Annotated in this window: 17 protein-coding genes; 4 read left to right on the forward strand and 13 right to left on the reverse strand. The window is 67.8% G+C overall.

Going from position 1 to position 18,663, the window contains the following annotated elements; genetic code table 11:
* The 3 genes from HMPREF2716_RS10065 to ccoG form a co-directional block, all read right to left on the reverse strand.
* A partial coding sequence (locus tag HMPREF2716_RS10065; protein WP_049263012.1) for a cbb3-type cytochrome c oxidase subunit I occupies positions 1-445 on the reverse strand: 445 nt, incomplete at its 3' end.
* Positions 446-708: 263 nt separating this feature from the next.
* Positions 709-2,124 (reverse strand): GntR family transcriptional regulator MpaR, encoded by a 1,416-nt coding sequence (gene mapR, locus HMPREF2716_RS10070; protein WP_003101248.1) that lies wholly within the window; start codon positions 2,122-2,124, stop codon positions 709-711.
* A gap of 97 nt (positions 2,125-2,221) precedes the next feature.
* Positions 2,222-3,943 carry a cytochrome c oxidase accessory protein CcoG gene (gene ccoG, locus HMPREF2716_RS10075; protein ID WP_073650828.1) on the reverse strand — a complete coding sequence of 574 codons (1,722 nt, stop codon included), beginning with the start codon at positions 3,941-3,943 and terminating at the stop codon, positions 2,222-2,224.
* 105 nt (positions 3,944-4,048) lie between these two features.
* Here ccoG and HMPREF2716_RS10080 point away from each other — a divergent pair, with 105 nt between their 5' ends.
* The gene (locus tag HMPREF2716_RS10080) at positions 4,049-5,722 is read left to right on the forward strand and encodes a nitrite/sulfite reductase (RefSeq protein WP_024928767.1); all 1,674 of its coding nucleotides are present in this window, start codon (positions 4,049-4,051) and stop codon (positions 5,720-5,722) included.
* Positions 5,719-6,207, forward strand: a complete 489-nt coding sequence (locus HMPREF2716_RS10085) for a DUF934 domain-containing protein (RefSeq protein ID WP_003093457.1) — start codon at positions 5,719-5,721, stop codon at positions 6,205-6,207. The genes HMPREF2716_RS10080 and HMPREF2716_RS10085 overlap by 4 nt, the downstream gene beginning before the upstream one ends.
* Before the next feature lie 81 nt (positions 6,208-6,288).
* On the opposite strand, the gene hpaI is transcribed toward HMPREF2716_RS10085, so the two are convergent.
* The 8 genes from hpaI to HMPREF2716_RS10125 form a co-directional block, all read right to left on the reverse strand.
* Complete coding sequence (gene hpaI / locus HMPREF2716_RS10090; protein ID WP_003113007.1) at positions 6,289-7,095, reverse strand: 4-hydroxy-2-oxoheptanedioate aldolase; 807 nt, start codon at positions 7,093-7,095, stop codon at positions 6,289-6,291.
* Positions 7,096-7,107: 12 nt separating this feature from the next.
* The gene (gene hpaH, locus HMPREF2716_RS10095) at positions 7,108-7,911 is read right to left on the reverse strand and encodes a 2-oxo-hept-4-ene-1,7-dioate hydratase (protein WP_003101261.1); all 804 of its coding nucleotides are present in this window, start codon (positions 7,909-7,911) and stop codon (positions 7,108-7,110) included.
* A gap of 17 nt (positions 7,912-7,928) precedes the next feature.
* Positions 7,929-9,233 carry an MFS transporter gene (locus HMPREF2716_RS10100; protein WP_003101263.1) on the reverse strand — a complete coding sequence of 435 codons (1,305 nt, stop codon included), beginning with the start codon at positions 9,231-9,233 and terminating at the stop codon, positions 7,929-7,931.
* A gap of 92 nt (positions 9,234-9,325) precedes the next feature.
* A complete protein-coding gene (locus tag HMPREF2716_RS10105) occupies positions 9,326-9,718 on the reverse strand; it encodes a 5-carboxymethyl-2-hydroxymuconate Delta-isomerase (RefSeq protein WP_003093450.1) in 393 nt (130 codons plus the stop codon).
* A 10-nt stretch (positions 9,719-9,728) separates the two neighbouring features.
* Positions 9,729-10,652 carry a 3,4-dihydroxyphenylacetate 2,3-dioxygenase gene (gene hpaD / locus HMPREF2716_RS10110; RefSeq protein ID WP_003093449.1) on the reverse strand — a complete coding sequence of 308 codons (924 nt, stop codon included), beginning with the start codon at positions 10,650-10,652 and terminating at the stop codon, positions 9,729-9,731.
* Positions 10,653-10,783: 131 nt separating this feature from the next.
* Positions 10,784-12,244 carry a 5-carboxymethyl-2-hydroxymuconate semialdehyde dehydrogenase gene (gene hpaE, locus HMPREF2716_RS10115; protein WP_070621881.1) on the reverse strand — a complete coding sequence of 487 codons (1,461 nt, stop codon included), beginning with the start codon at positions 12,242-12,244 and terminating at the stop codon, positions 10,784-10,786.
* On the reverse strand, positions 12,241-13,020 hold the full coding sequence (locus HMPREF2716_RS10120) for a fumarylacetoacetate hydrolase family protein (RefSeq protein WP_003101268.1): 780 nt from the start codon (positions 13,018-13,020) through the stop codon (positions 12,241-12,243). Before HMPREF2716_RS10120 ends, hpaE begins: the two co-directional genes overlap by 4 nt.
* A gap of 10 nt (positions 13,021-13,030) precedes the next feature.
* Positions 13,031-13,690: a fumarylacetoacetate hydrolase family protein gene (locus HMPREF2716_RS10125; RefSeq protein WP_033938023.1), complete on the reverse strand. Its 660-nt coding sequence runs from the start codon at positions 13,688-13,690 to the stop codon at positions 13,031-13,033.
* A 219-nt stretch (positions 13,691-13,909) separates the two neighbouring features.
* Here HMPREF2716_RS10125 and hpaA point away from each other — a divergent pair, with 219 nt between their 5' ends.
* Both hpaA and HMPREF2716_RS10135 read left to right on the forward strand, forming a co-directional pair.
* Positions 13,910-14,821 (forward strand): 4-hydroxyphenylacetate catabolism regulatory protein HpaA, encoded by a 912-nt coding sequence (hpaA, locus tag HMPREF2716_RS10130; protein WP_003113010.1) that lies wholly within the window; start codon positions 13,910-13,912, stop codon positions 14,819-14,821.
* 51 nt (positions 14,822-14,872) lie between these two features.
* Complete coding sequence (locus HMPREF2716_RS10135; RefSeq protein ID WP_023518031.1) at positions 14,873-15,679, forward strand: APH(3')-II family aminoglycoside O-phosphotransferase; 807 nt, start codon at positions 14,873-14,875, stop codon at positions 15,677-15,679.
* Positions 15,680-15,802: 123 nt separating this feature from the next.
* Here the strand turns inward: HMPREF2716_RS10135 and HMPREF2716_RS10140 are convergent, their stop codons facing one another.
* Both HMPREF2716_RS10140 and bphP read right to left on the reverse strand, forming a co-directional pair.
* Entirely contained in the window at positions 15,803-16,372 is a 570-nt protein-coding gene (locus tag HMPREF2716_RS10140; protein WP_003093439.1) for a COG3904 family protein, read from the reverse strand.
* Between the two features lie 77 nt (positions 16,373-16,449).
* Positions 16,450-18,636, reverse strand: a complete 2,187-nt coding sequence (gene bphP / locus HMPREF2716_RS10145) for a bacteriophytochrome BphP (protein WP_003118199.1) — start codon at positions 18,634-18,636, stop codon at positions 16,450-16,452.
* Positions 18,637-18,663: the final 27 nt, after the last annotated feature.

Consider the following 18,663-nt stretch of genomic DNA (forward strand, 5'->3'; position numbering starts at 1 on the left):
TGCCGAAGAACACCACCGCGTAGGCGACCCAGACGATCGCCAGCCAGATCGCGCCGGTGAACTCGATCTCGGCGTATTCCTTGGTGGTGGTGTTGCCCAGCGGCAGGCTGACCAGCAGGATCACCGCCACCGCCTGCCAGCCCCAGAAGGTGAAGGCGGCCAGGGTGTCGGAGAACAGTCGCACCTGGCAGGTACGCTGCACCGTGTAGTAGCTGGTGGCGAACAGCGCGCAGCCGCCGAAGGCGAAGATCACCAGGTTGGTATGCAGCGGCCGCAGGCGGCCGAAGCTGGTCCAGGGCAGGTCGAAGTTCATCTGGGGCCAGACCAGTTGCGAGGCGATCAGTACGCCCAACCCCATGCCGATCACGCCCCATACCACGGTCATGATGGCGAACTGGCGAACCACCTTGTAGTTGTAGGCAGGTTCCGTCGTTGCTTTGTTCATCTGTACAGTCCCGAAAGAAATGAACAGCCGGCGACCGCCGTCGAGGGGGGAGACGGGGCGCCGGCCGGAGCCTGCAATCTAAGGGCTGGGGCGGGGGTAAAACAGCTTCAGGTCGATATGGAATTTGGGTATCAGATGGGGCGGGGGAAGGCGTTCGTGCAGGGCGGCGGCGCATACCGGGATGGGGGACGCGAGCCGATCATGGCGGATGACCGCGCGCGGTTATCCGCCCTACGCCGGGGTGGCTTTCCGTCTGCGGGGCGTCATCCCGCCAGCGACTGGGCGATCCGCCCGAGTGTCTCCATCGCCTTCTCCTGCCGCGCGCTCCACGGGTGCCCGTAGTTGAGCCGGGCGCAATGGGCGAAGCGGCGGGTGGCGGAGAAGATCGGCCCCGGGGCGAGGCTGATGCCCTGGGCCAGGGCCAGTTGGAACAGGCGCAGCGAGTCGACCGCCTCGGGCAACTCCAGCCAGAGGAAGTAGCCGCCGCTGGGACGGCTGACCCGGGTCTGCTCGGGGAAGTAACGCGCCACCGCCGCGAGCATGGCGTTCTGCTGGGTCTCCAGGGCGTAGCGCAGCTTGCGCAGGTGGCGGTCGTAGCCGCCGTGCTGGAGATAGTCGGCGATGGCCGCCTGGGCCGGGATCGACGCCGACAGGCTGGTCATCAGCTTCAGTCGCTCGATCTGCTCGGCGTAGCGTCCGCCGGCCACCCAGCCGACCCGGTAGCCCGGCGCCAGGCTCTTGGAGAAGGAACTGCAGTGCATCACCAGGCCTTCCTGGTCGTAGGCCTTGACCGGTTTCGGCGCCTGCTGGCCGAAGTACAGCTCGGCGTAGACGTCATCCTCGATCATCGGCACCTGGTGGCGCGCCAGCAGCTCGGCGAGGGCGCGTTTCTTCTCGTCGTCCATGCTCGCGCCCATCGGGTTCTGGAAGTTGCTCATGAACCAGCAGGCCTTGATCGGCAGGCGCTCCAGGCTGTCGGCGAGCACTTCCAGGTCGATGCCTTCACGCGGATGCACGGGGATTTCCACCGCCTTCAGCTTCAACCGTTCCAGCACCTGCAGGGTGGCGTAGAACGCCGGCGCCTCGATGGCCACCAGGTCGCCGGGACGGGTGACCACCTGCAGGCAGAGGTTGAGTGCCTCCAGCGCGCCGTTGCTGATGACCAGTTCTTCCACCGGCAGCAGCAGGCCGCCGACCATGTAGCGCAGGGCGATCTGCCGGCGCAGGCCATGGTTGCCCGGCGTCATGTCGGCGACCACCGACTGCGGGTCCATGTCGCGCACCGCGTGGGCCATCGAGCGCGCCAGGCGCGGCAGGGGAAACAGTTGCGGGCTGGGGAACGCCGAGCCGAAGGGCACGGTGTCCGGGTCCTTGATCGAACTGAGTACGGAGAACACCAGCTCGCTGACGTCGACCTCGGTGGCGTCGGCTTGGCGCGGGCTGATCTCCGGTTCCGGCAGCGGCCGCTGCACGTGCTGGCAGACGAAGTAGCCGGAGCGTGCGCGGGCCATGATCAGCCCACGGCTTTCCAGCAGGTAGTAGGCCTGGAACACGGTGGAAGCGCTGACCCCGTAGGTACGGCTGGCGTGCCGTACCGAGGGCACCTTCTGCCCGGGGGCGAGGACGCCGGTGCGGATCAGCTCGGCAATCTCGTCGGCGAATTTCTCGTAGCGCTTCATCTTGTCCTGGCCGCTGTCCTGGCTGGCCGTGGGCACGGCCGCTGGCGCCCACTCTATGCGCGCCGGGACCGTGTTGTCATGCCTCATCGCGGCCTCCTCAGCGCGCCGGCGAAACGAAGGTGCTGGTGCTGCCGACCGCCAGGCTCGGGTCGTCGATGCCGCGCAGGCTGAACGCCAGCGGTTGCGAGCCGGCCCTGGCGCGTTCGGCGGTAGAGGCCACCGACACCGGGAAGTCGAGGATCTCGCCGGGCTTCAGGCTCAGGGTGTGCTCGCCCTGCAGGCGGAACTCCGGCGCGTCGTCGAGTTGCAGGCGATAGCGCTGCGGCTGCTGGGTCTTGTTGATGACCTTGAGGGTGTAGATGTTCTCGATCTGCCCGGCGGCGTTCTCGCGGAACAGCCCACGGTCGCGGGTCACGTCCAGCGAGGCCAGCGGGCGGGCATCCAGCGCGACGACGAAGGCGCCGATCATCGCCAGCATCACCGCCGCGTAGCCGACCAGGCGTGGACGCAGGAAGCGGGTCTGGCCACCTTCCAGGGCGCGTTCCGAGGTGTAGCGCACCAGGCCGCGTTCATAGCCCATCTTGTCCATGATCGAGTCGCAGGCGTCGACGCAGGCGGCGCAGCCGATGCAGGCGATCTGCAGGCCGTCGCGGATGTCGATGCCGGTGGGGCAGACCTGCACGCACTGCTGGCAGTCGATGCAGTCGCCGAGCCCTTGGGCGCGCGGATCGCTGCCTTTCTTGCGGGCGCCGCGGGACTCGCCGCGGGCGGCGTCGTAGGACACGATCAGGGTGTCCTTGTCGAACATCACGCTCTGGAAGCGCGAGTAGGGGCACATGTGGATGCACACCTGCTCGCGCAGCCAGCCGGCGTTGACATAGGTGGCGGCGGTGAAGAACAGCACCCAGAACAGGCTTTCCAGGTCCAGCTGGAAGCTGAACAGGTCGGCCACCAGCGGCCGCACCGGAGTGAAGTAGCCGATGAAGGTGATCGCCGTGACCAGGCTCACACCCAGCCACAGCGCGTGCTTGGCCGTTTTGCGCAAGAGCTTGGCGGCGCTCGCCGGACCCTGGTCGAGCTTGATCCGCGCATTGCGGTCGCCCTCGGTGACCTTCTCGCACCACATGAACACCCAGGTCCACACGCTCTGCGGGCAGGTATAGCCGCACCAGACGCGACCGGCGAACACGGTGATGAAGAACAGGCCGAAGGCGGCGATGATCAGCAGCGCCGAGAGCAGGATGAAGTCCTGCGGCCAGAAGGTCGCGCCGAAAATGTAGAACTTGCGTTCGGGTAGGTCCCAGAGCACCGCCTGGCGGCCGTTCCAGTTCAGCCACAGGGTGCCGAAGAACAGCAGGAACAGCAGGCCGCCGCCGAGGCGGCGGAAGTTGCGGAACAGACCGGTGAAGCTGCGGGTGTAGATCGGGCCGTTCACCGCCGACGGCAGCTTGCCGGGCGCGGGCGGCTGTTTCGACGGAGCGGCCGGTGCGGCGGGCTCGACCTGGATCGCGGGAATTCTTTCGCTCATTTTTCGTAGGCCCATCAGGCTGGAGAGGCGGTTGCGACTATAGGAACCGGCTGATGGGCGAAACAGCGGCAGATCGAGCGGGAAAAACCGTATCAGATGCCTCCGGAAAGCAGCGGCCCAGCATTGCCGCGGGATGCCGAGCGACCTCGGGCAGTACAGATATGCGCCCCGTGGCAACCGGTCGCAGGCGGCACGAATTCGCCGCCGTCGGCCATCTGATGTGTTTTTTTCGGCGGAATCTGCCGCTGTTTCGCTGTCTGTACGCGGGCGATAGTGGGTGCCAGTGAACACCGGCCCATCCTGTCGCCAGAAACAGGGGCGCAGCCGGTCCCCGGTTTCTTCGCCACGCACCCTGCCCGTCATCGGTGGAGAAACCCTGTCGATGAGGGCTTTGCGATGTACCAGTACGACGAATACGACCAGGCGCTGGTGAGCGAGCGGGTGGCGCAGTTCCGCGACCAGATCGCCCGCCGCCTCGACGGCGAACTGAGCGAGGAGGAGTTCCTCCCGCTGCGCCTGCAGAACGGCCTGTACCTGCAGAAGCACGCCTACATGCTGCGCGTGGCGATTCCCTACGGCACCCTCTCGTCGCCGCAACTGCGCGCCTTGGCGCACGTCGCCCGGCACTACGACCGCGGCTACGGGCACTTCACCACGCGGCAGAACATCCAGTTCAACTGGATCGAACTGGAGCAGGTCGGCGATATCCTCGAACACCTCGCCGGCGCGCAGATGCATGCGATCCAGACCTCCGGCAACTGCGTGCGCAACATCACCACCGAAGCCTTCGCCGGGGTCGCCGCGGACGAATGGACCGACCCCCGGCCGCTGGCCGAGATCCTGCGCCAGTGGTCGACGGTGAACCCGGAGTTCCTGTTCCTCCCGCGCAAGTTCAAGATCGCCCTCAGTTCGGCGGTGGAAGACCGCGCCGCGGTGCAGATGCACGACATCGGCCTGTACCTTTACCGCCACCCCGACGCCGGCGAGTTGCGCCTGCGGGTCCTGGTCGGCGGCGGCCTGGGACGCACGCCGATGCTCGGCCAGGTGATCCGCGACGACCTGCCCTGGCAGCACCTGTTGTCCTACGTCGAGGCGATCCTGCGGGTCTACAACCGCTACGGCCGGCGCGACAACAAGTACAAGGCGCGGATCAAGATCCTGGTCAAGGCGCTGGGCATCGAGGCTTTCGCCCGCGAGGTGGAGGAAGAGTGGCAGCACCTGCGCGACGGCCCGGCGCAACTGACTGCCGAGGAGTGCCAGCGGGTCGCCGAGCGCTTCGTATTGCCGCGCTACCTGCCGCCGGCCGACGGCGAGCTGGCCTACGGCAGCGCCCGTGCGGCCGATCCGACCTTCGCCCGCTGGGCCTCGCGCAACGTCCAGGCGCACAAGGTGCCGGGCTACGCCTCGGTGGTGCTGTCGACCAAGCCCGGCGCCAGCGCGCCGCCGGGCGACGTCACCGCGGAGCAGATGGAACGCGTCGCCGACTGGGCCGAGCGCTACGGTTTCGGCGAGATCCGTGTGGCCCACGAACAGAACCTGGTGCTCCCCGACGTGCGCCTGGAGAACCTCCACGCGCTGTGGCGCGAGGCCTGCGCAGCCGGCCTCGGCACGCCTAACCAGGGCCTGCTCAGCGACATCATCGCCTGTCCCGGCGGCGACTACTGCGCGCTGGCCAACGCCAAGTCGATCCCCATCGCCCAGGGTATCCAGCAGCGCTTCGAGGACCTCGACCACCTGCACGACATCGGCGAGCTTAGCCTGAACATCTCCGGCTGCATGAACGCCTGCGGCCACCACCACATCGGCAACATCGGCATCCTCGGCGTCGACAAGAACGGCAGCGAGTGGTACCAGGTCACCCTCGGCGGCGCCCAGGGCAAGGACAGCGCGCTGGGCAAGGTGATCGGGCCATCGTTCAGCGCTGCCGAGGTGCCGGCGGTGATCGAACGGATCGTCGAAACCTTCACCGACCTGCGGGTCGGCCCGGAACGTTTCATCGACACCTTCAACCGGGTCGGCCTGGAGCCGTTCAAGGCCCGGGTCTACGCCAGGATGGAGGAACCGGCATGAACAACCTGATCCGTTTGCGCGATGGCGTCGCCGAGGTCTGCCGCGACGATCCCTGGCAACTCCTGCGCGAGTTGCCCGACGCGCTGCCGCCGGGGCCGTTGCTGCTGCCTCTGGCGGCCTGGCTGGAGCGCCGCGGCGAGGCCGGAGCCGCCGCGCCCTGGCTGGCGCCGGACGATGAGGTGGAGGCCTTGCTGCCGCACTTCGCCGAGCTGCCGCTGATCGCCGTCGACTTCCCCAGCTTCCGCGACGGTCGTGGCTACAGCCTGGCCTACCTGCTGCGCGTGCGCCTGGGCTGGAGCGGCGAGTTGCGCGCAGTGGGCGACGTGTTGCGCGACCAGCTCAGCCATATGCGCCAGTGCGGCTTCGATGCCTTCGCGGTGCGCGAGGACAAGAACGTCGAGGATGCGCTCAAGGGGCTGGCGGGTTTGAGCGTGCTCTACGGCCGCTCGGCGATCGAGCCGCGACCGTTGTTCCGCCGACGCTAGGCATACGCCCCCGGACCGACGCCGATACCTGCCGCAACGCCGACCTGGCCCCTCTCCCGCAGCGGGAGCGGGGCGCACCCCTCAGCCGTAGACCGAGGAACTGGCGGACGGCGCCGGCGCGCCGCCCTTGAAGCGCCCCGCCAGCTCGCGCAGCGAACGCATCAGCAGGCTGGTGTCCACGCCCACCGCGACGAACGCGCAGCCCAGCTCCAGGTAGCGCCGCGCCAGTGTCTCGTCGGCGGAGAGGATGCCGGCGGCCTTGCCGGCCGTGCGGATGCGGTGGATGGCGTCCTCTATGGCCGCCTGCACCTCGGGATGGCCTGGATTGCCGCGATGGCCCATGGCTGCGCTGAGGTCGGCCGGACCGATGAACACGCCGTCGACGCCCTCGACGGCGGCGATCGCGTCGAGGTTGGCCAGGCCCTCCAGGTTTTCCACCTGGACCAGCAGGCACATCTGCTCGTCGGCGTGGTTCAGGTACTCCGCCACGCTGTTCCAGCGCGAGGCCCGGGCCAGCGCACTGCCGACCCCGCGTACGCCCGCCGGCGGATAGCGCACGGCGCGCACCAGCCCTTCGGCCTGGGCGGCGCTGTCGACCATCGGTACCAGCAGGGTCTGCGCGCCGATGTCGAGCAATTGCTTGATCAGCGCAGTGTCGCCCTGCACCGGGCGGATCACCGGCTGGCCGGGGTAGGGCGCCAGCGCCTGCAACTGGCCGAGCAGGCTGCGCAGGTCGTTGGGCGCGTGCTCGCCGTCCAGCAGCAGCCAGTCGAAGCCGGCGTTGGCGGCCAGCTCCGCGCAGTAGGGATCGGCCAGGCCGAGCCACAGGCCGATCTGCGCCTCGCCGCTGCGCAGGCGTTGCTTGAAGCGATTGACGGGCAGGTCCATGGAAATGCCTCCTCAGACGAAACGGCAGGAGATGCTGCCGAGCAGGTCGTAGTCGACGTGGAAGGTGTCCCCCGGCGCGGCCGCCACCGGGCGGGTGAAGGAGCCGCCGAGGATCACCTGGCCGGCCTCCAGGCAGACGCCGTAGGGCGCCAGCTTGTTGGCCAGCCAGGCGACGCCCTTGGCCGGGTGGTTGAGCACCGCGGCGGAGACGCCAGACTCCTCGATCACGCCATTGCGGTAGAGGATCGCCGGTACCCGCCGCAGGTCGATATCGCCTGGCCGTACGGCCCGGCCGCCCATCACCACGCCGGCGTTGGCGGCGTTGTCGGAGATGGTGTCGAAGACCTTGCGCGTGACTTTCGTTTGCGGGTCGACCTGCTGGATGCGCGCATCGATGATCTCCAGCGCCGGGATCACCCACTCGGTGGCCTCGAGCACGTCGAACAGGGTGCAGCCCGGTCCCTTCAGCGGCTTGCCGAGGATGAACGCCAGCTCCACCTCGACCCGCGGCACGATGAAGCGCTGGAAGGGGATGTCGCTGCCCTCCTCGAAGAACATGTCGTCGAGCAAGGCGCCGTAGTCCGGCTCGCTGATGTTCGACGAGACCTGCATGGCGCGCGAGGTCAGGCCGATCTTGTGGCCCTTGAGCACGCGCCCGTCGGCGATCTTGCGCTCGACCCAGGCGCGCTGGATGGCGTAGGCGTCCTCGATGGCGATGTCCGGGTAGTCGAGGGAGAACTGCCTTACCTGCTGGCGCGAGCGTTCGGCGGCGTCGAGGCGGTTGGCGGCTTCCTGGATCAGACGGGGATCGAGCATGGTCGGGGTCTCTCGGTTCAGCGTGGGTTGACCACGGCGGCGGGGGTCCGCAGGACCAGGCCGGCGCCGAGGGCGATGAGGATGGCCAGCAGGTACAGGGCCAGGCTGGCGCTCTGGGTGGTGTCGCGCATCCAGCCGATCAGGTAGGGCGCGAGGAAGGCGGCGATGCTGCCGAAGGAACTGATCAGGGCGATTCCGGCGGCCAGGGTGGCGCTGGAAAGGAAGGCCGGCGGCAGTTGCCAGAACATCGGCAGGGCGGCGCTGGCGCCCATCCCGGCGATCACCAGGCCGCCCATCACCAGCCAGGCGCTGGTCGGTGCCAGGGCCGCCAGGCTGAGCCCGGCGGCGGCCATCAGCAACGGAATGCCCAGGTGCCAGCGGCGCTCGCGCAGGCGGTCGGAGGAACGGCCGATGAAGATCATGAAGGCGCAGCCGGCGAGATAGGGCACCGCGCTGAGCATGCCGATGCGGCTGTCCTGGGCGATGCCGGCGCCATGGATCAGGCTCGGCATCCAGAACGCGATGGTGTTCACCGCCAGCATCACCGCGAAATAGATCGCCACCAGCAGCCACACCTGCGGATTGCTGAAGATGCCGGAGAAGGAGGTGATGGTCTTGCGCTGCTCCTCGCCGGCCAGTTCCTCGCGCAGCAGGTGCTTCTGTTCGTCGCTGAGCCACGTCACCCGTTCGAAGCTTTCCGGCAGCGAGCACCAGACCACCACGCCGAGCAACACAACCGGCAGGCCTTCGATCAGGAACATCCACTGCCAGCCGCGCAGTCCGAGGGCGTCATGGAAGCCTTCTAGGATCCAGCCCGAAAGCGGTCCGCCGATCACCCCGGCCATGGGCACGGCGATGGCGAACAGAGCGGTGATCTGCCCGCGTCGGCGCGCCGGGAACCAACGGTTCAGGTAGACCAGGATACCGGGGAAGAAGCCGGCCTCGGCGACCCCCAGGAGAAAGCGCAGCAGGTAGAAGCCGCGCGCGGTCTCCACCAGCAGCATGGCGGTGGAGAGACAGCCCCAGACCAGCATCAGGCAGGCGATCCAGCGGCGCGGGCCGATCCGTTCCAGCATCAGGTTGCTGGGCAGGCCGAACAGCGCATAGGCGATGAAGAACAGCCCGGCGCCGAGACCGTAGACGGTGTCGCTGAAGTGCAGGTCGGCGCTCATCTGCAACTTGGCGAAACCGATGTTGATGCGGTCCAGATGGGCGAAGACGTAGCACACCAGCAGCAGCGGCATCAGCCGCCAGGTGACGCGGTCGTGGGTGCTGTCGCTGAGAGGCAGGGTGGTGCTGTTCAGGGTGCTGGCTGTGCTCATGATCTTGTACTTTTTGTGAGCGCCCGGACGTCCCGGCGACCTGTCGGTGGCCGGGAGGCGAGCTGGGTGAGTGCAGCGTTATGGCGGGCCGGTCAGTCCGCCGGGTTGTTCAGGAATTCATGCACGTTGTTGCGCTTGTAGTTCAGCTCCGCGTCCAGTTCGGTGAGTTCGAAGGACAGCGCCAGCAGGCGTCGCGCCTGGAGCTCGGCGAAGTGCGCGGTGATCACCTCGAAAAGTGCCTCGGCGACTTGCCGGCGAGTCTCCAGGTCGCGACCGGCGCCGACTTTCAGGGTCATGTGGACGAAGGCGTAGTCGTGCTTGCCGTCGGCCATGCGCCAGGTGTCCAGGCGCACGCCGCGGCTGCGGATGCCGCCGAGCGGGAAAACGCCGCTGGCGCCAAGGCAGGCATGGACCTTCTCGAACAGGCCGGGCAGGTCGGCTTCGGCTTCGATGTTGTCGGTGTATTCGGCGATGAAGTGCGGCATGGTGGCGTCCTCAGAGGCGGCTGGCGCAACTGGCGCCGGCCGGGTTGCCGGCTTGGGCGGCGGGAATCGCCGAGCCGTCCTGGGCGGTGACCGGGAATACCGCGTTGATCTGCCCGGTGCCGGAGGAGCCGAAGTAGGGCGTCACCACCTCCGCCTTGCCGTCGTAGGCCGACCAGCCGAGGGCGCCGAGGAGCATCGCGGTGTCGTGCATGAAGCCTTCGCCATGGCCCTTGGAGGCGTACTCTGGGAGCATCCCGCAGAATTCCGCCCAGCGGCCTTCCTGCCACATCTGCACGACTTCATGGTCGAGGACCTCGAGGAACGGGCTCCAGATGCGGTCGGAGAAGTCCGGCGCCTGGCCGTTCTGGGCGAAGCGGTGGGACAGTGAGCCGCTGGCGAGGAACGCCACCGTGCCGTCGTAGTGCTCTTCCACCGCCTTGCGCATGGCCCAGCCCAGGCGCGCGCTGTCGTTCAGGTAATGCACGGTGCACAGGGCGGAGACCGAGACCACCTTGAAGTGGCGGTCCTGGTTCATGTAGCGCATCGGTACCAGGGTGCCGTACTCCGGGCCGAGGGTAGTGGCGTCGTGGGCCAGGGTCTCCACGCCGAGCGCGTTGCAGCCTTCGGCGAGGATGCGGCCCAGCTCCGGGTTGCCGGGGAAGCCGTACTCCATGTTGGCGATGAAGTGCGGCAGCTCGTTGCTGGTGTAGAGCCCCTCGAAGTGCGGCGCGCAGTTGATGTGGTAGCCGGCGTTGACCAGCCAATGGGTGTCGAACACCACGATGGTGTCGACCCCCAGTTCGCGGCAGCGCCGGCCGATCTCGCGGTGCCCGTCGATCGCCGGCTGGCGGCAGCCGTGGCGCGGGCCGGGCAGCTCGGATAGGTACAGCGAGGGTACGTGGGTGATCTTGGCAGCCAGAGCGACTTTGCCCATGACGATTCTCCTGGTGGCCCGTTGGGCCTGGCAGCGGGCGCGGCCGCTGGCGGCTCGCCCGGATTCTTCTGATTGTGTCTGCACGCCGGCGCTGCTGGCGGCCTCGGGCGGCCGCTCTGCACGAGCGCGCCCTACACGCCCCAGCGGGGGATGTGATGGCTGCCCATGGATATACACACGTTCTTGATCTCGGCGAATACCTCGAAGCTGTATTCCCCGCCTTCGCGTCCGGTGCCCGAGGCCTTCACCCCGCCGAACGGCTGGCGCAGGTCACGCACGTTCTGGCTGTTGATGAAGACCATCCCGGCCTCGATGCCGCGTGCCAGGCGATGGGCCTTGCCGATGTCCTGGGTCCAGATGTAGGAGGCCAGGCCGTATTCCACGTCGTTGGCCAGGCGCAGCGCCTCGGCTTCGTCCTTGAACGGGATCAGGCAGACCACCGGGCCGAAGATCTCCTCCTGGGCGATGCGCATGCGGTTGTCCACGTCGGCGAACACCGTGGGCTGGATGAACTGCCCCTTGCTCAGGTGCGCCGGCAGGCCGGCCGGACGCTCCAGGCCGCCGGCCACCAGGGTGGCGCCTTCCTCGAGGCCGATGCGGATGTAGCCGGTGACCTTGTCGTAGTGGGCCTGGGTGATCATCGAGCCGACCTGGGTCTTCGGGTCCTGCGGATCGCCGACGATCAGGCGCCTGGCGCGCGCGGCGAACTCGGCGACGAACTGCGGGTAGACGCTTTCCTGGACGAAGATGCGACTGCCGGCGGTGCAGCGCTCGCCGTTCAGCGAGAAGATGGTGAACAGCGCGGCGTCCAGCGCCCGCTCGAGGTCGGCGTCTTCGAAGACCAGCACCGGCGACTTGCCGCCCAGTTCCATCGAGTATTTCTTGATCCCGGCCGCCTCCATGATCCGTCGCCCGGTGGCGGTGCCGCCGGTGAAGGACACCGCGCGCACGTCGCGGTGGCGGACCAGCGCGTCGCCGGCGCTGGCGCCGTAGCCCTGGACCACGTTGAACACCCCCGGCGGAATGCCCGCCTCGTGCACCAGGCGGCCCAGCTCGTTGGCGGTCAGCGGCGACAGCTCGGACATCTTCAGCACCGCCGTGTTGCCCAGCGCCAGGCACGGCGCGGTCTTCCAGGTGGCGGTCATGAACGGTACGTTCCACGGCGAGACCAGGCCACAGACGCCCACCGGCTGGTACAGGGTGTAGTTGAGCATCTGGTCGTCGACCGGATAGCTGTGCCCGTTCATCCGCGTGCAGACCTCGGCGAAGAACTCGAAGTTGTGCGAGGCGCGCGGGATCAGCACGTTCTTCGTCTGGTGGATCGGCAGGCCGGGGTCGAGGGTCTCAAGTTCCGCCAGGTGCGGCACGTTCCGGTCGATCAGCTCGCCGAGCCGGCGCATCAGGCGCGCGCGCTCCTTGGCCGGGGTATTGGCCCATTTCGGGAAGGCTTCCCGGGCCGCCGCCACCGCCGCGTCGATTTCCGCCGCGCCGCCGCTGGCAACCTCGCCGATCAGCTCGCCGGTGGCCGGGTTGTAGTTCTCGAAGACGTCCTTGCTTTCGACCTCGCGGCCATTGATCCAGTGTTTGATCATTCTGCGTGCTCCTGTGCGCGGGCGCGGAAGAATTCGGCCTCGCTGACGATTCGGTTGACCAGGCGACCGACGCCTTCCACCTCCACCACCACTTCGTCGCCGGGGACCACGTCGGACAGGCCTTCCGGGGTGCCGGTGGCGATCATGTCGCCCGGCTGCAGGGTCATGAAGCTGGAGAAGTATTCGATCAGGTAGGGGATGTCGAAGATCATGTCCGCGGTGCTGCCTTCCTGGCGCAGCTCGCCGTTGACCCAGGTGCGCAGGACCAGCCGGTTCGGCTCGGGAACCTCGGCCGCGTCGACGATCCACGGCCCCACCGGGGTGGTGGCGTCGCGGTTCTTCACCCGCAGGTTGGGCCGGTAGTAGTTCTCCAGGTAGTCGCGGATCGCGTAGTCGTTGCACACCGTGTAGCCGGCCAGGTAGCCGAGGGCGTCCTCGCGGCGGACGTTGCGCGCCGGCTTGCCGATCACCGCCACCAGTTCGCACTCGTAGTGCATGTAGTCGACGTTGTCCGGACGCCAGCTGACCTGGCGGTGGCCGGTGTAGGTGCCCGGCGACTTGATGAACGCCAGCGGTTCGCTGGGCGCCTTGAACGACAGTTCGGCGGCATGGTCGGCGTAGTTCAGGCCGAGGGCGAACATGCTCCCGGTGGCCGGCGGCAGCCACTCCACCCGGTCCTCGGCGAGCAGGGTGCCGTCGGCCAGGCGGACGGCGTTGGCGTCTTCCACGGTGACCTGGTGAACCCGGCCCTGGTAGCGGATGCGTGCGTGTTTCATGGTCGGTTCCTCATTCCGCGACGATGCTGTTGGCGAGGCGGCCGAGGCCGTCGATCTCGACCTCGACGCGGTCGCCGGGATGCACGTCGACGCGCCCTTCCGGGGTGCCGGTGATCAGCACGTCGCCGGCGTGCAGGGTCATGAACTCGCTGATCTCGGCGATCAGCCGCGGGATGTCGCGCACCAGGTTGGCGGTGTTGTTGCGTTGGCGCAGTTCGCCGTTGACGTACAGCTTCAGCTCCAGCGCATGGGGATCGGCGATCTCCTGCGTCGGCACCAGTTGCGGACCGAACGGGCAGAAGCCGTCGCGGCACTTGGCTTTCACCGCCGGGCGGTAGTAGCTGTCTTCCGGCAGGCTGAACTCGTTGACGATCACGTAGCCGGCGACATGCGCCATGGCCTCTTCCTCCTTCATCCGGCTGGCGTCGCGAGCGATCACCACGCCCAGCGCCGGGCCCGGTTGCAGGCGCTCGACGCCGCGCGGGAAGAGCACCGGGGCGTCGTGCTCGTTGCGGGTATTCGGTGTCTTGATGAACAACACCGGCTTCACTGGAGGCTTCTGGTAGGGCGGCTGCTGGAACTCCGGCAGGCGGCTGTCGAGCAGGCCCTTGTAGTTCAGCGCGACGCCGAACAGGGTGCCGGCGGCGACGTCATTCAGTGCGCGGCTCATTGTGGTGGTGTCTCCTGGCGCGATAAGCGAACGGCGAGGGGGCCGTCCTGGCGAAAACTCGTTAATGTGTTAACGTTATATTTAACATGTTAATGATCGTCAACCCCGGTTGCTGCGCCATTCGTCCCGGGGAGGTGGCAAGAGGCGCCGTCTGCGGTATACGGATGCCCGCGACGGCTTGCGTGCGCAGCCGGGAAGAACAACAAAGAGAAGATCGCCATGCCAGAGCGCCAGCCGATCCCCAACATCAACATCGGGCAGGTCTACGACCAGCGCTATGCCGACGCCGAGGTGCACTACGATGCGCTGGGCAACCTGGCCGGATTCTTCGGTCGCAACATGCCGGCGCACCGGCACGACCGTTTCTTCCAGGTGCACTACGTGAAGAACGGCGCGGTGCGGGTCTATCTCGACGAGCGCCAGTACCTGGAGTCGGGGCCGATGTTCTTCCTCACCCCGCCGACCGTGCCGCACGCCTTCGTCACCGAGGCGGACGCCGATGGCCATGTGCTGACCGTGCGCCAGCAACTGGTGTGGAGCCTCACCGAGGCCGAGCCGGGCCTGGCGCCCGGCCCGCAGGTGGCGCCGGCCTGCGTGGCGCTGGGCAACCTGGAGGGCGGCGCGGCCGAGGAGGCGGCGCGCCTGGCGCTGCTCTTCGAGCAGTTGCGCAGCGAGTCGATGGCCAGCCGCTCCGGCCGCCAGCAGGCGCTGCTGGCGCTGACCCGGCTGGTCATGATCAGCCTGCTGCGTCTCTCGGCCAATTCGGTGGCTGCGCGGCCGATGCGCCACGAAGACCTGCAGATCTTCCAGCGCTTCAACGCGCTGATCGAGGAGCGCTATGCCGAGCACTGGCCGCTGTCGCTCTACGCCAGCCGGATCGGCGTCACCGAGGCGCGCCTCAACGACGTCTGCCGGCGCATCGCCGACCTGCCGTCGAAGCGCCTGGTGTACGAACGGCTTATGCAGGAGTCCAAGCGCCTGCTGCTGTTCACCGGCGGCTCGGTGAACGAGATCTGCTACCAGCTCGGCTTCAAGGACCCGGCCTACTTCAGTCGTTTCTTCGTGCGTTACGCGGGGCTCACCCCCAGCGCTTACCGCCAGCGACAGGCCGACGGGGAGTCCCGTCGCTGAGCGGGTGGGCGGGTATACTCGCGCTCCCACTCGAACAGGAAGCGTTTCTCCATGCATGATGCAGCCACCTCCATGCCGCCGCAGGCTCCCGCTACCTGGGCCGACTACCTTGCCGGCTACCGCTGGCGAGGGCAGGGCGAAGGATGTTCCGCGGCCACTGTCCACCGCCTGGAGGCTGCGCGGCGGCCGACCCTGTTCGTCAAGCAGGAAGTGCTGTCCGCACATGCCGAGCTGCCCGCCGAAATCGCCCGCCTGCGCTGGCTGCACGGTGCCGGCATCGATTGCCCGCAGGTGCTGAACGAAACCCAGAGCGACGGCCGGCAATGGCTGCTGATGAGCGCCGTGCCGGGGGACACGCTGTCCGCGCTGGCGCAGCGCGGCGAGCTGGAGCCCGGGCGCCTGGTGCGCCTGGTGGCCGCCGCCCTGCGCCGGCTGCACGATCTCGATCCGGCCGCCTGTCCCTTCGACCATCGCCTGGAACGGCGCCTGGACACCGTGCGCCAGCGGGTCGAGGCCGGGCTGGTGGACGAGGCGGACTTCGACGACGACCATCGCGGTCGCAGCGCCACGGAGCTGTACCGCCTGCTGCTCGACCGGCGTCCGGCGGTCGAAGACCTGGTGGTCGCCCATGGCGACGCCTGCCTGCCAAATCTGCTGGCGGAGGGGCGGCGCTTCAGCGGCTTCATCGATTGCGGCCGGCTCGGCGTCGCCGACCGGCACCAGGACCTGGCCCTGGCCGCGCGTGACATCGAGGCCGAACTCGGCGCGGCCTGGGCCGAGGCCTTCCTCGTCGAATACGGCGGCGATATCGACGGCGAACGGCTGGCGTACTTCAGGCTATTGGACGAGTTCTTCTAGAGTAGGGCCGGTTCGGATCCGGACTGGATTCGGCCTGCCGTTGCACGAAAACGAGGTACAACGGCATCGGCCACTATCGCCAACGCCACCGCGCGCCCTCGCTCGTTCCGCGGAGTCGCCGGTTCAGTTCAGCCGGTACTGCGCCAGTTCCTTCGCCGAAAGCACGCGCATCCGTTTGGGATCGGTGCTTTGCATGGCCTGTACCAAGGTGCTGGGGATATCCATTTCGCGGAAGTAGGCGGCGGAGTCGTAGCGCATGCCGTTGGCCGAGCGCGAGTGCAGCGAGTCGCCGTGGGCGTAGTAGGGACGGTGCAGGCCGACGTAGCCGCGTACGGTCTTGCGCTTGCCGGCCGCCAGCAGGTAGACGCAGGTGCCCTGGCAGACGCTGCTCGACGGCACCAGCGCGTCGAAGCCGGATTCGCGCAGCAGGCGGCCCATGCGGATCGCCTCCGGCACGCTGCCGCCGATGCTGTTCAGCAGGAGCAGCTTGCGCGAGTAGGTTCCCGGATTGTTGCGCAAACCCTTGAGCAGCGTCTCGTAGTCGCCCGGCGCGATCTCCTCCGAGACGCGGACCGTCAGCACCCGCCCCATGCTCTTGTGTTGCAGCGAATGCACTTCGACCCTGGCCAGTGCGGGAGTCGCGCAGAACACGGCGAGGCAGGCGAGGACGGTCCGGAGGCGGAGGCGGGGCATGGAACGGGGCGATCCTGTCAGACGGCGATGGCTGCCGAAGATACCTGCAAGCGTTGCATTGTGCACGGTCCTCGTCGTCAGGACGAGGAGCCGGTCTCCGCCTGGCGCACCGGCAGGCGCAGGCAGAAGGTGATGACGTCGTCGCGGCAGTCCACGTCGATACGCCCCTGGTGGGCCTGGGCGATGGCCTGGGAGATGTACAGGCCGATACCGAGGCCGTTGCGGTTGCGCTGGTTGTCCGCCGACTCGCGCTTGAACGGTTCGAACAGGTTGGCCAGTTGCGCTTCGGAGAGGCCGCTGGTTTCGTTGAGCACGCTCAGGCACACCTCGTCGCCCTGGCGGGTCAGGGTGACCAGCACCGGCCGGCCGGGCAGGCCGTGATGACGGGCGTTGCTCAGCAGGTTGGCGGCGACCTGGGCGTAGCGGTCCGGGTCGACCACGGCACGAACCTGCGGGTCGATGGCGATCTCGATCACCAGGCCGGGATAGGCGACGTCGGTTTCGCAGACGATCTGCCGCACCAGTTGCGAGACGTCGGTGTCGACCGGGTTCACGGTGAGGCCGATGCCCGATTGCAGGCGGCTCATGTCGAGGATCTGGCTGACCAGCCGTTCCATGCGGCTGCTGGACGCGGAAATGTGTTGGCGCAGTTCGGTGGTGCGGGTGTCGCTGGAGGACAGCAGGGCCGCCGCCATGGAGATCGACTGCAACGGGTTGCGCAGGTCGTGGCCGAGCACCGCGATCAGGCGCTGGCGCATGCGGTCGACCTCGGCCGCATGGTTGAGGCACAGTTCCATCAGGTCCAGGCGCAGCTTTTCGGCGATCGCCAGGTCGGTTTCGCTCCAGGGCGTGGAGTGGCCGCGGACCACCTCCTCCCAGGCCTCGAACGAGCCGCGTGGGGTCAGCCGCGGGCCGGACGGGCCGATGGTCAACAGCTTTTCCGGCTTGCCGCCCCAGCGGATGCGGTGCACTTCCTCGTGGCGGAACCAGAAGATCCAGCCCGATTCCTGGCGGTGGAAACGGATCGCCAGCACACCGCAGCAGTCGCCGCCGTCCGGAGAGTCCACGCTGGGCTGCGGCCAGTTGTCGGTGTGGTAGATGTCCCGTTCCGGGTCGCGCTGCAGGCGTTGCAGGACATTCCCGGCCTGGCGCTCGAAGTCGCCGCGGATGCTCAGGGTGCGGCCGCCGAGCATGACCAGGGCGCCGTCGCAGGGAATCAGTGCGGCGATGCCATCGTCCGGGTGGGCCAGTGCGCCGAACAGGTCGTCGGCGTCCCGCGCGCGGCGAGCCAGGGCCAGCCTGCGCTCGGTGGACACGCGCAGCAGTTCGGCGATACGCCCCTGCTCCAGGCGCTCGACGATGGCGCTGCAGACCTGGGAGAAGATCTGGAACGACATGCGCACCGGGTAGGGAATCAGCTTGGGCGACATGTGATGGCAGGAAAACAGTCCCCAGAGCTTGCCGCCGACCACGATGGAGATGCTCATCGAGGCGCGCACGCCCATGTTGGTCAGGTATTCGCAGTGGATCGGCGAAACGCTGCGCAGCACGCTGTAGCTGAGATCGAACGATTCGTTGGTCTCCGGGTTCAGCGCGGGAAACACGCGCATCGGCGTATAGGCCACGTCGGCGATCAGCCTGATCGGGTTCTGGATGTACAGGCGACGCGCCTGGGCCGGGATGTCCGAGGCCGGGTAGCGTTGCCCCAGGTAGCTTTCGAGGTCTTCGCGACGGCTCTCGGCGACCACCTCGCCGGAGTCGTCATGACGGAAACGGTAGGCCATCACCCGGTCGTAGCCGGTCATCCGGCGCAGTTCGTCGGTGACGTTGCTGAGCAGGCTGGCGGTGTCGTTGTGCAACTGGACCTGGGCGATGATGCGCTGGGCGTTGAGGGTGAAGGAGGTGATCGACAGCGTGTCCGCGGTGCGGATCTCGAACTCCAGGTAGAACACTTCCTTGTAGCTGTGGCCGATCACGTCGAACAGGTGTTCGCCGATCCGCGTCTCGACGCTGTTCGACCATGGGCCGTTGCCGGTCAGTCCCTCTTCGAGCATGCGCAGGACCTCCGGCCCCACCTGCTCCTGCGTCAGGTAGGAACCCGGCGAGGCGACGAAACCCAGTAGCGCCTGGATGTTCTCGCTTGCCGCGAGGACCATGCCGTCCGCGCGCAGGGTGACCAGCGCCCCGTGCGGCTGGATCGCGCCAGGCACGTGGATGGGTTCGTCCTCGCAGTTCGCCAGGGTAACCGGGGTGATGCTCGTCATCTATCGTCCAGCCTGGTCTCCAGGCAG

Origin of the sequence: Pseudomonas sp. HMSC076A11 (assembly GCF_001810205.1) — a bacterium.
GTDB classification, from domain to species: domain Bacteria; phylum Pseudomonadota; class Gammaproteobacteria; order Pseudomonadales; family Pseudomonadaceae; genus Pseudomonas; species Pseudomonas aeruginosa.

Bases quoted from the DNA above. Each gene is read 5' to 3' on its own strand.
- mapR (WP_003101248.1), bottom strand. From the start codon at position 2,124: ATGAAGCGCTACGAGAAATTCGCCGACGAGATTGCCGAGCTGATCCGC.
- HMPREF2716_RS10080 (WP_024928767.1), top strand. From the start codon at position 4,049: ATGTACCAGTACGACGAATACGACCAGGCGCTGGTGAGCGAGCGGGTG.
- HMPREF2716_RS10085 (WP_003093457.1), top strand. From the start codon at position 5,719: ATGAACAACCTGATCCGTTTGCGCGATGGCGTCGCCGAGGTCTGCCGC.
- hpaI (WP_003113007.1), bottom strand. From the start codon at position 7,095: ATGGACCTGCCCGTCAATCGCTTCAAGCAACGCCTGCGCAGCGGCGAG.
- hpaH (WP_003101261.1), bottom strand. From the start codon at position 7,911: ATGCTCGATCCCCGTCTGATCCAGGAAGCCGCCAACCGCCTCGACGCC.
- HMPREF2716_RS10100 (WP_003101263.1), bottom strand. From the start codon at position 9,233: ATGAGCACAGCCAGCACCCTGAACAGCACCACCCTGCCTCTCAGCGAC.
- HMPREF2716_RS10105 (WP_003093450.1), bottom strand. From the start codon at position 9,718: ATGCCGCACTTCATCGCCGAATACACCGACAACATCGAAGCCGAAGCC.
- hpaD (WP_003093449.1), bottom strand. From the start codon at position 10,652: ATGGGCAAAGTCGCTCTGGCTGCCAAGATCACCCACGTACCCTCGCTG.
- hpaE (WP_070621881.1), bottom strand. From the start codon at position 12,244: ATGATCAAACACTGGATCAATGGCCGCGAGGTCGAAAGCAAGGACGTC.
- HMPREF2716_RS10120 (WP_003101268.1), bottom strand. From the start codon at position 13,020: ATGAAACACGCACGCATCCGCTACCAGGGCCGGGTTCACCAGGTCACC.
- HMPREF2716_RS10125 (WP_033938023.1), bottom strand. From the start codon at position 13,690: ATGAGCCGCGCACTGAATGACGTCGCCGCCGGCACCCTGTTCGGCGTC.
- hpaA (WP_003113010.1), top strand. From the start codon at position 13,910: ATGCCAGAGCGCCAGCCGATCCCCAACATCAACATCGGGCAGGTCTAC.
- HMPREF2716_RS10135 (WP_023518031.1), top strand. From the start codon at position 14,873: ATGCATGATGCAGCCACCTCCATGCCGCCGCAGGCTCCCGCTACCTGG.
- HMPREF2716_RS10140 (WP_003093439.1), bottom strand. From the start codon at position 16,372: ATGCCCCGCCTCCGCCTCCGGACCGTCCTCGCCTGCCTCGCCGTGTTC.
- bphP (WP_003118199.1), bottom strand. From the start codon at position 18,636: ATGACGAGCATCACCCCGGTTACCCTGGCGAACTGCGAGGACGAACCC.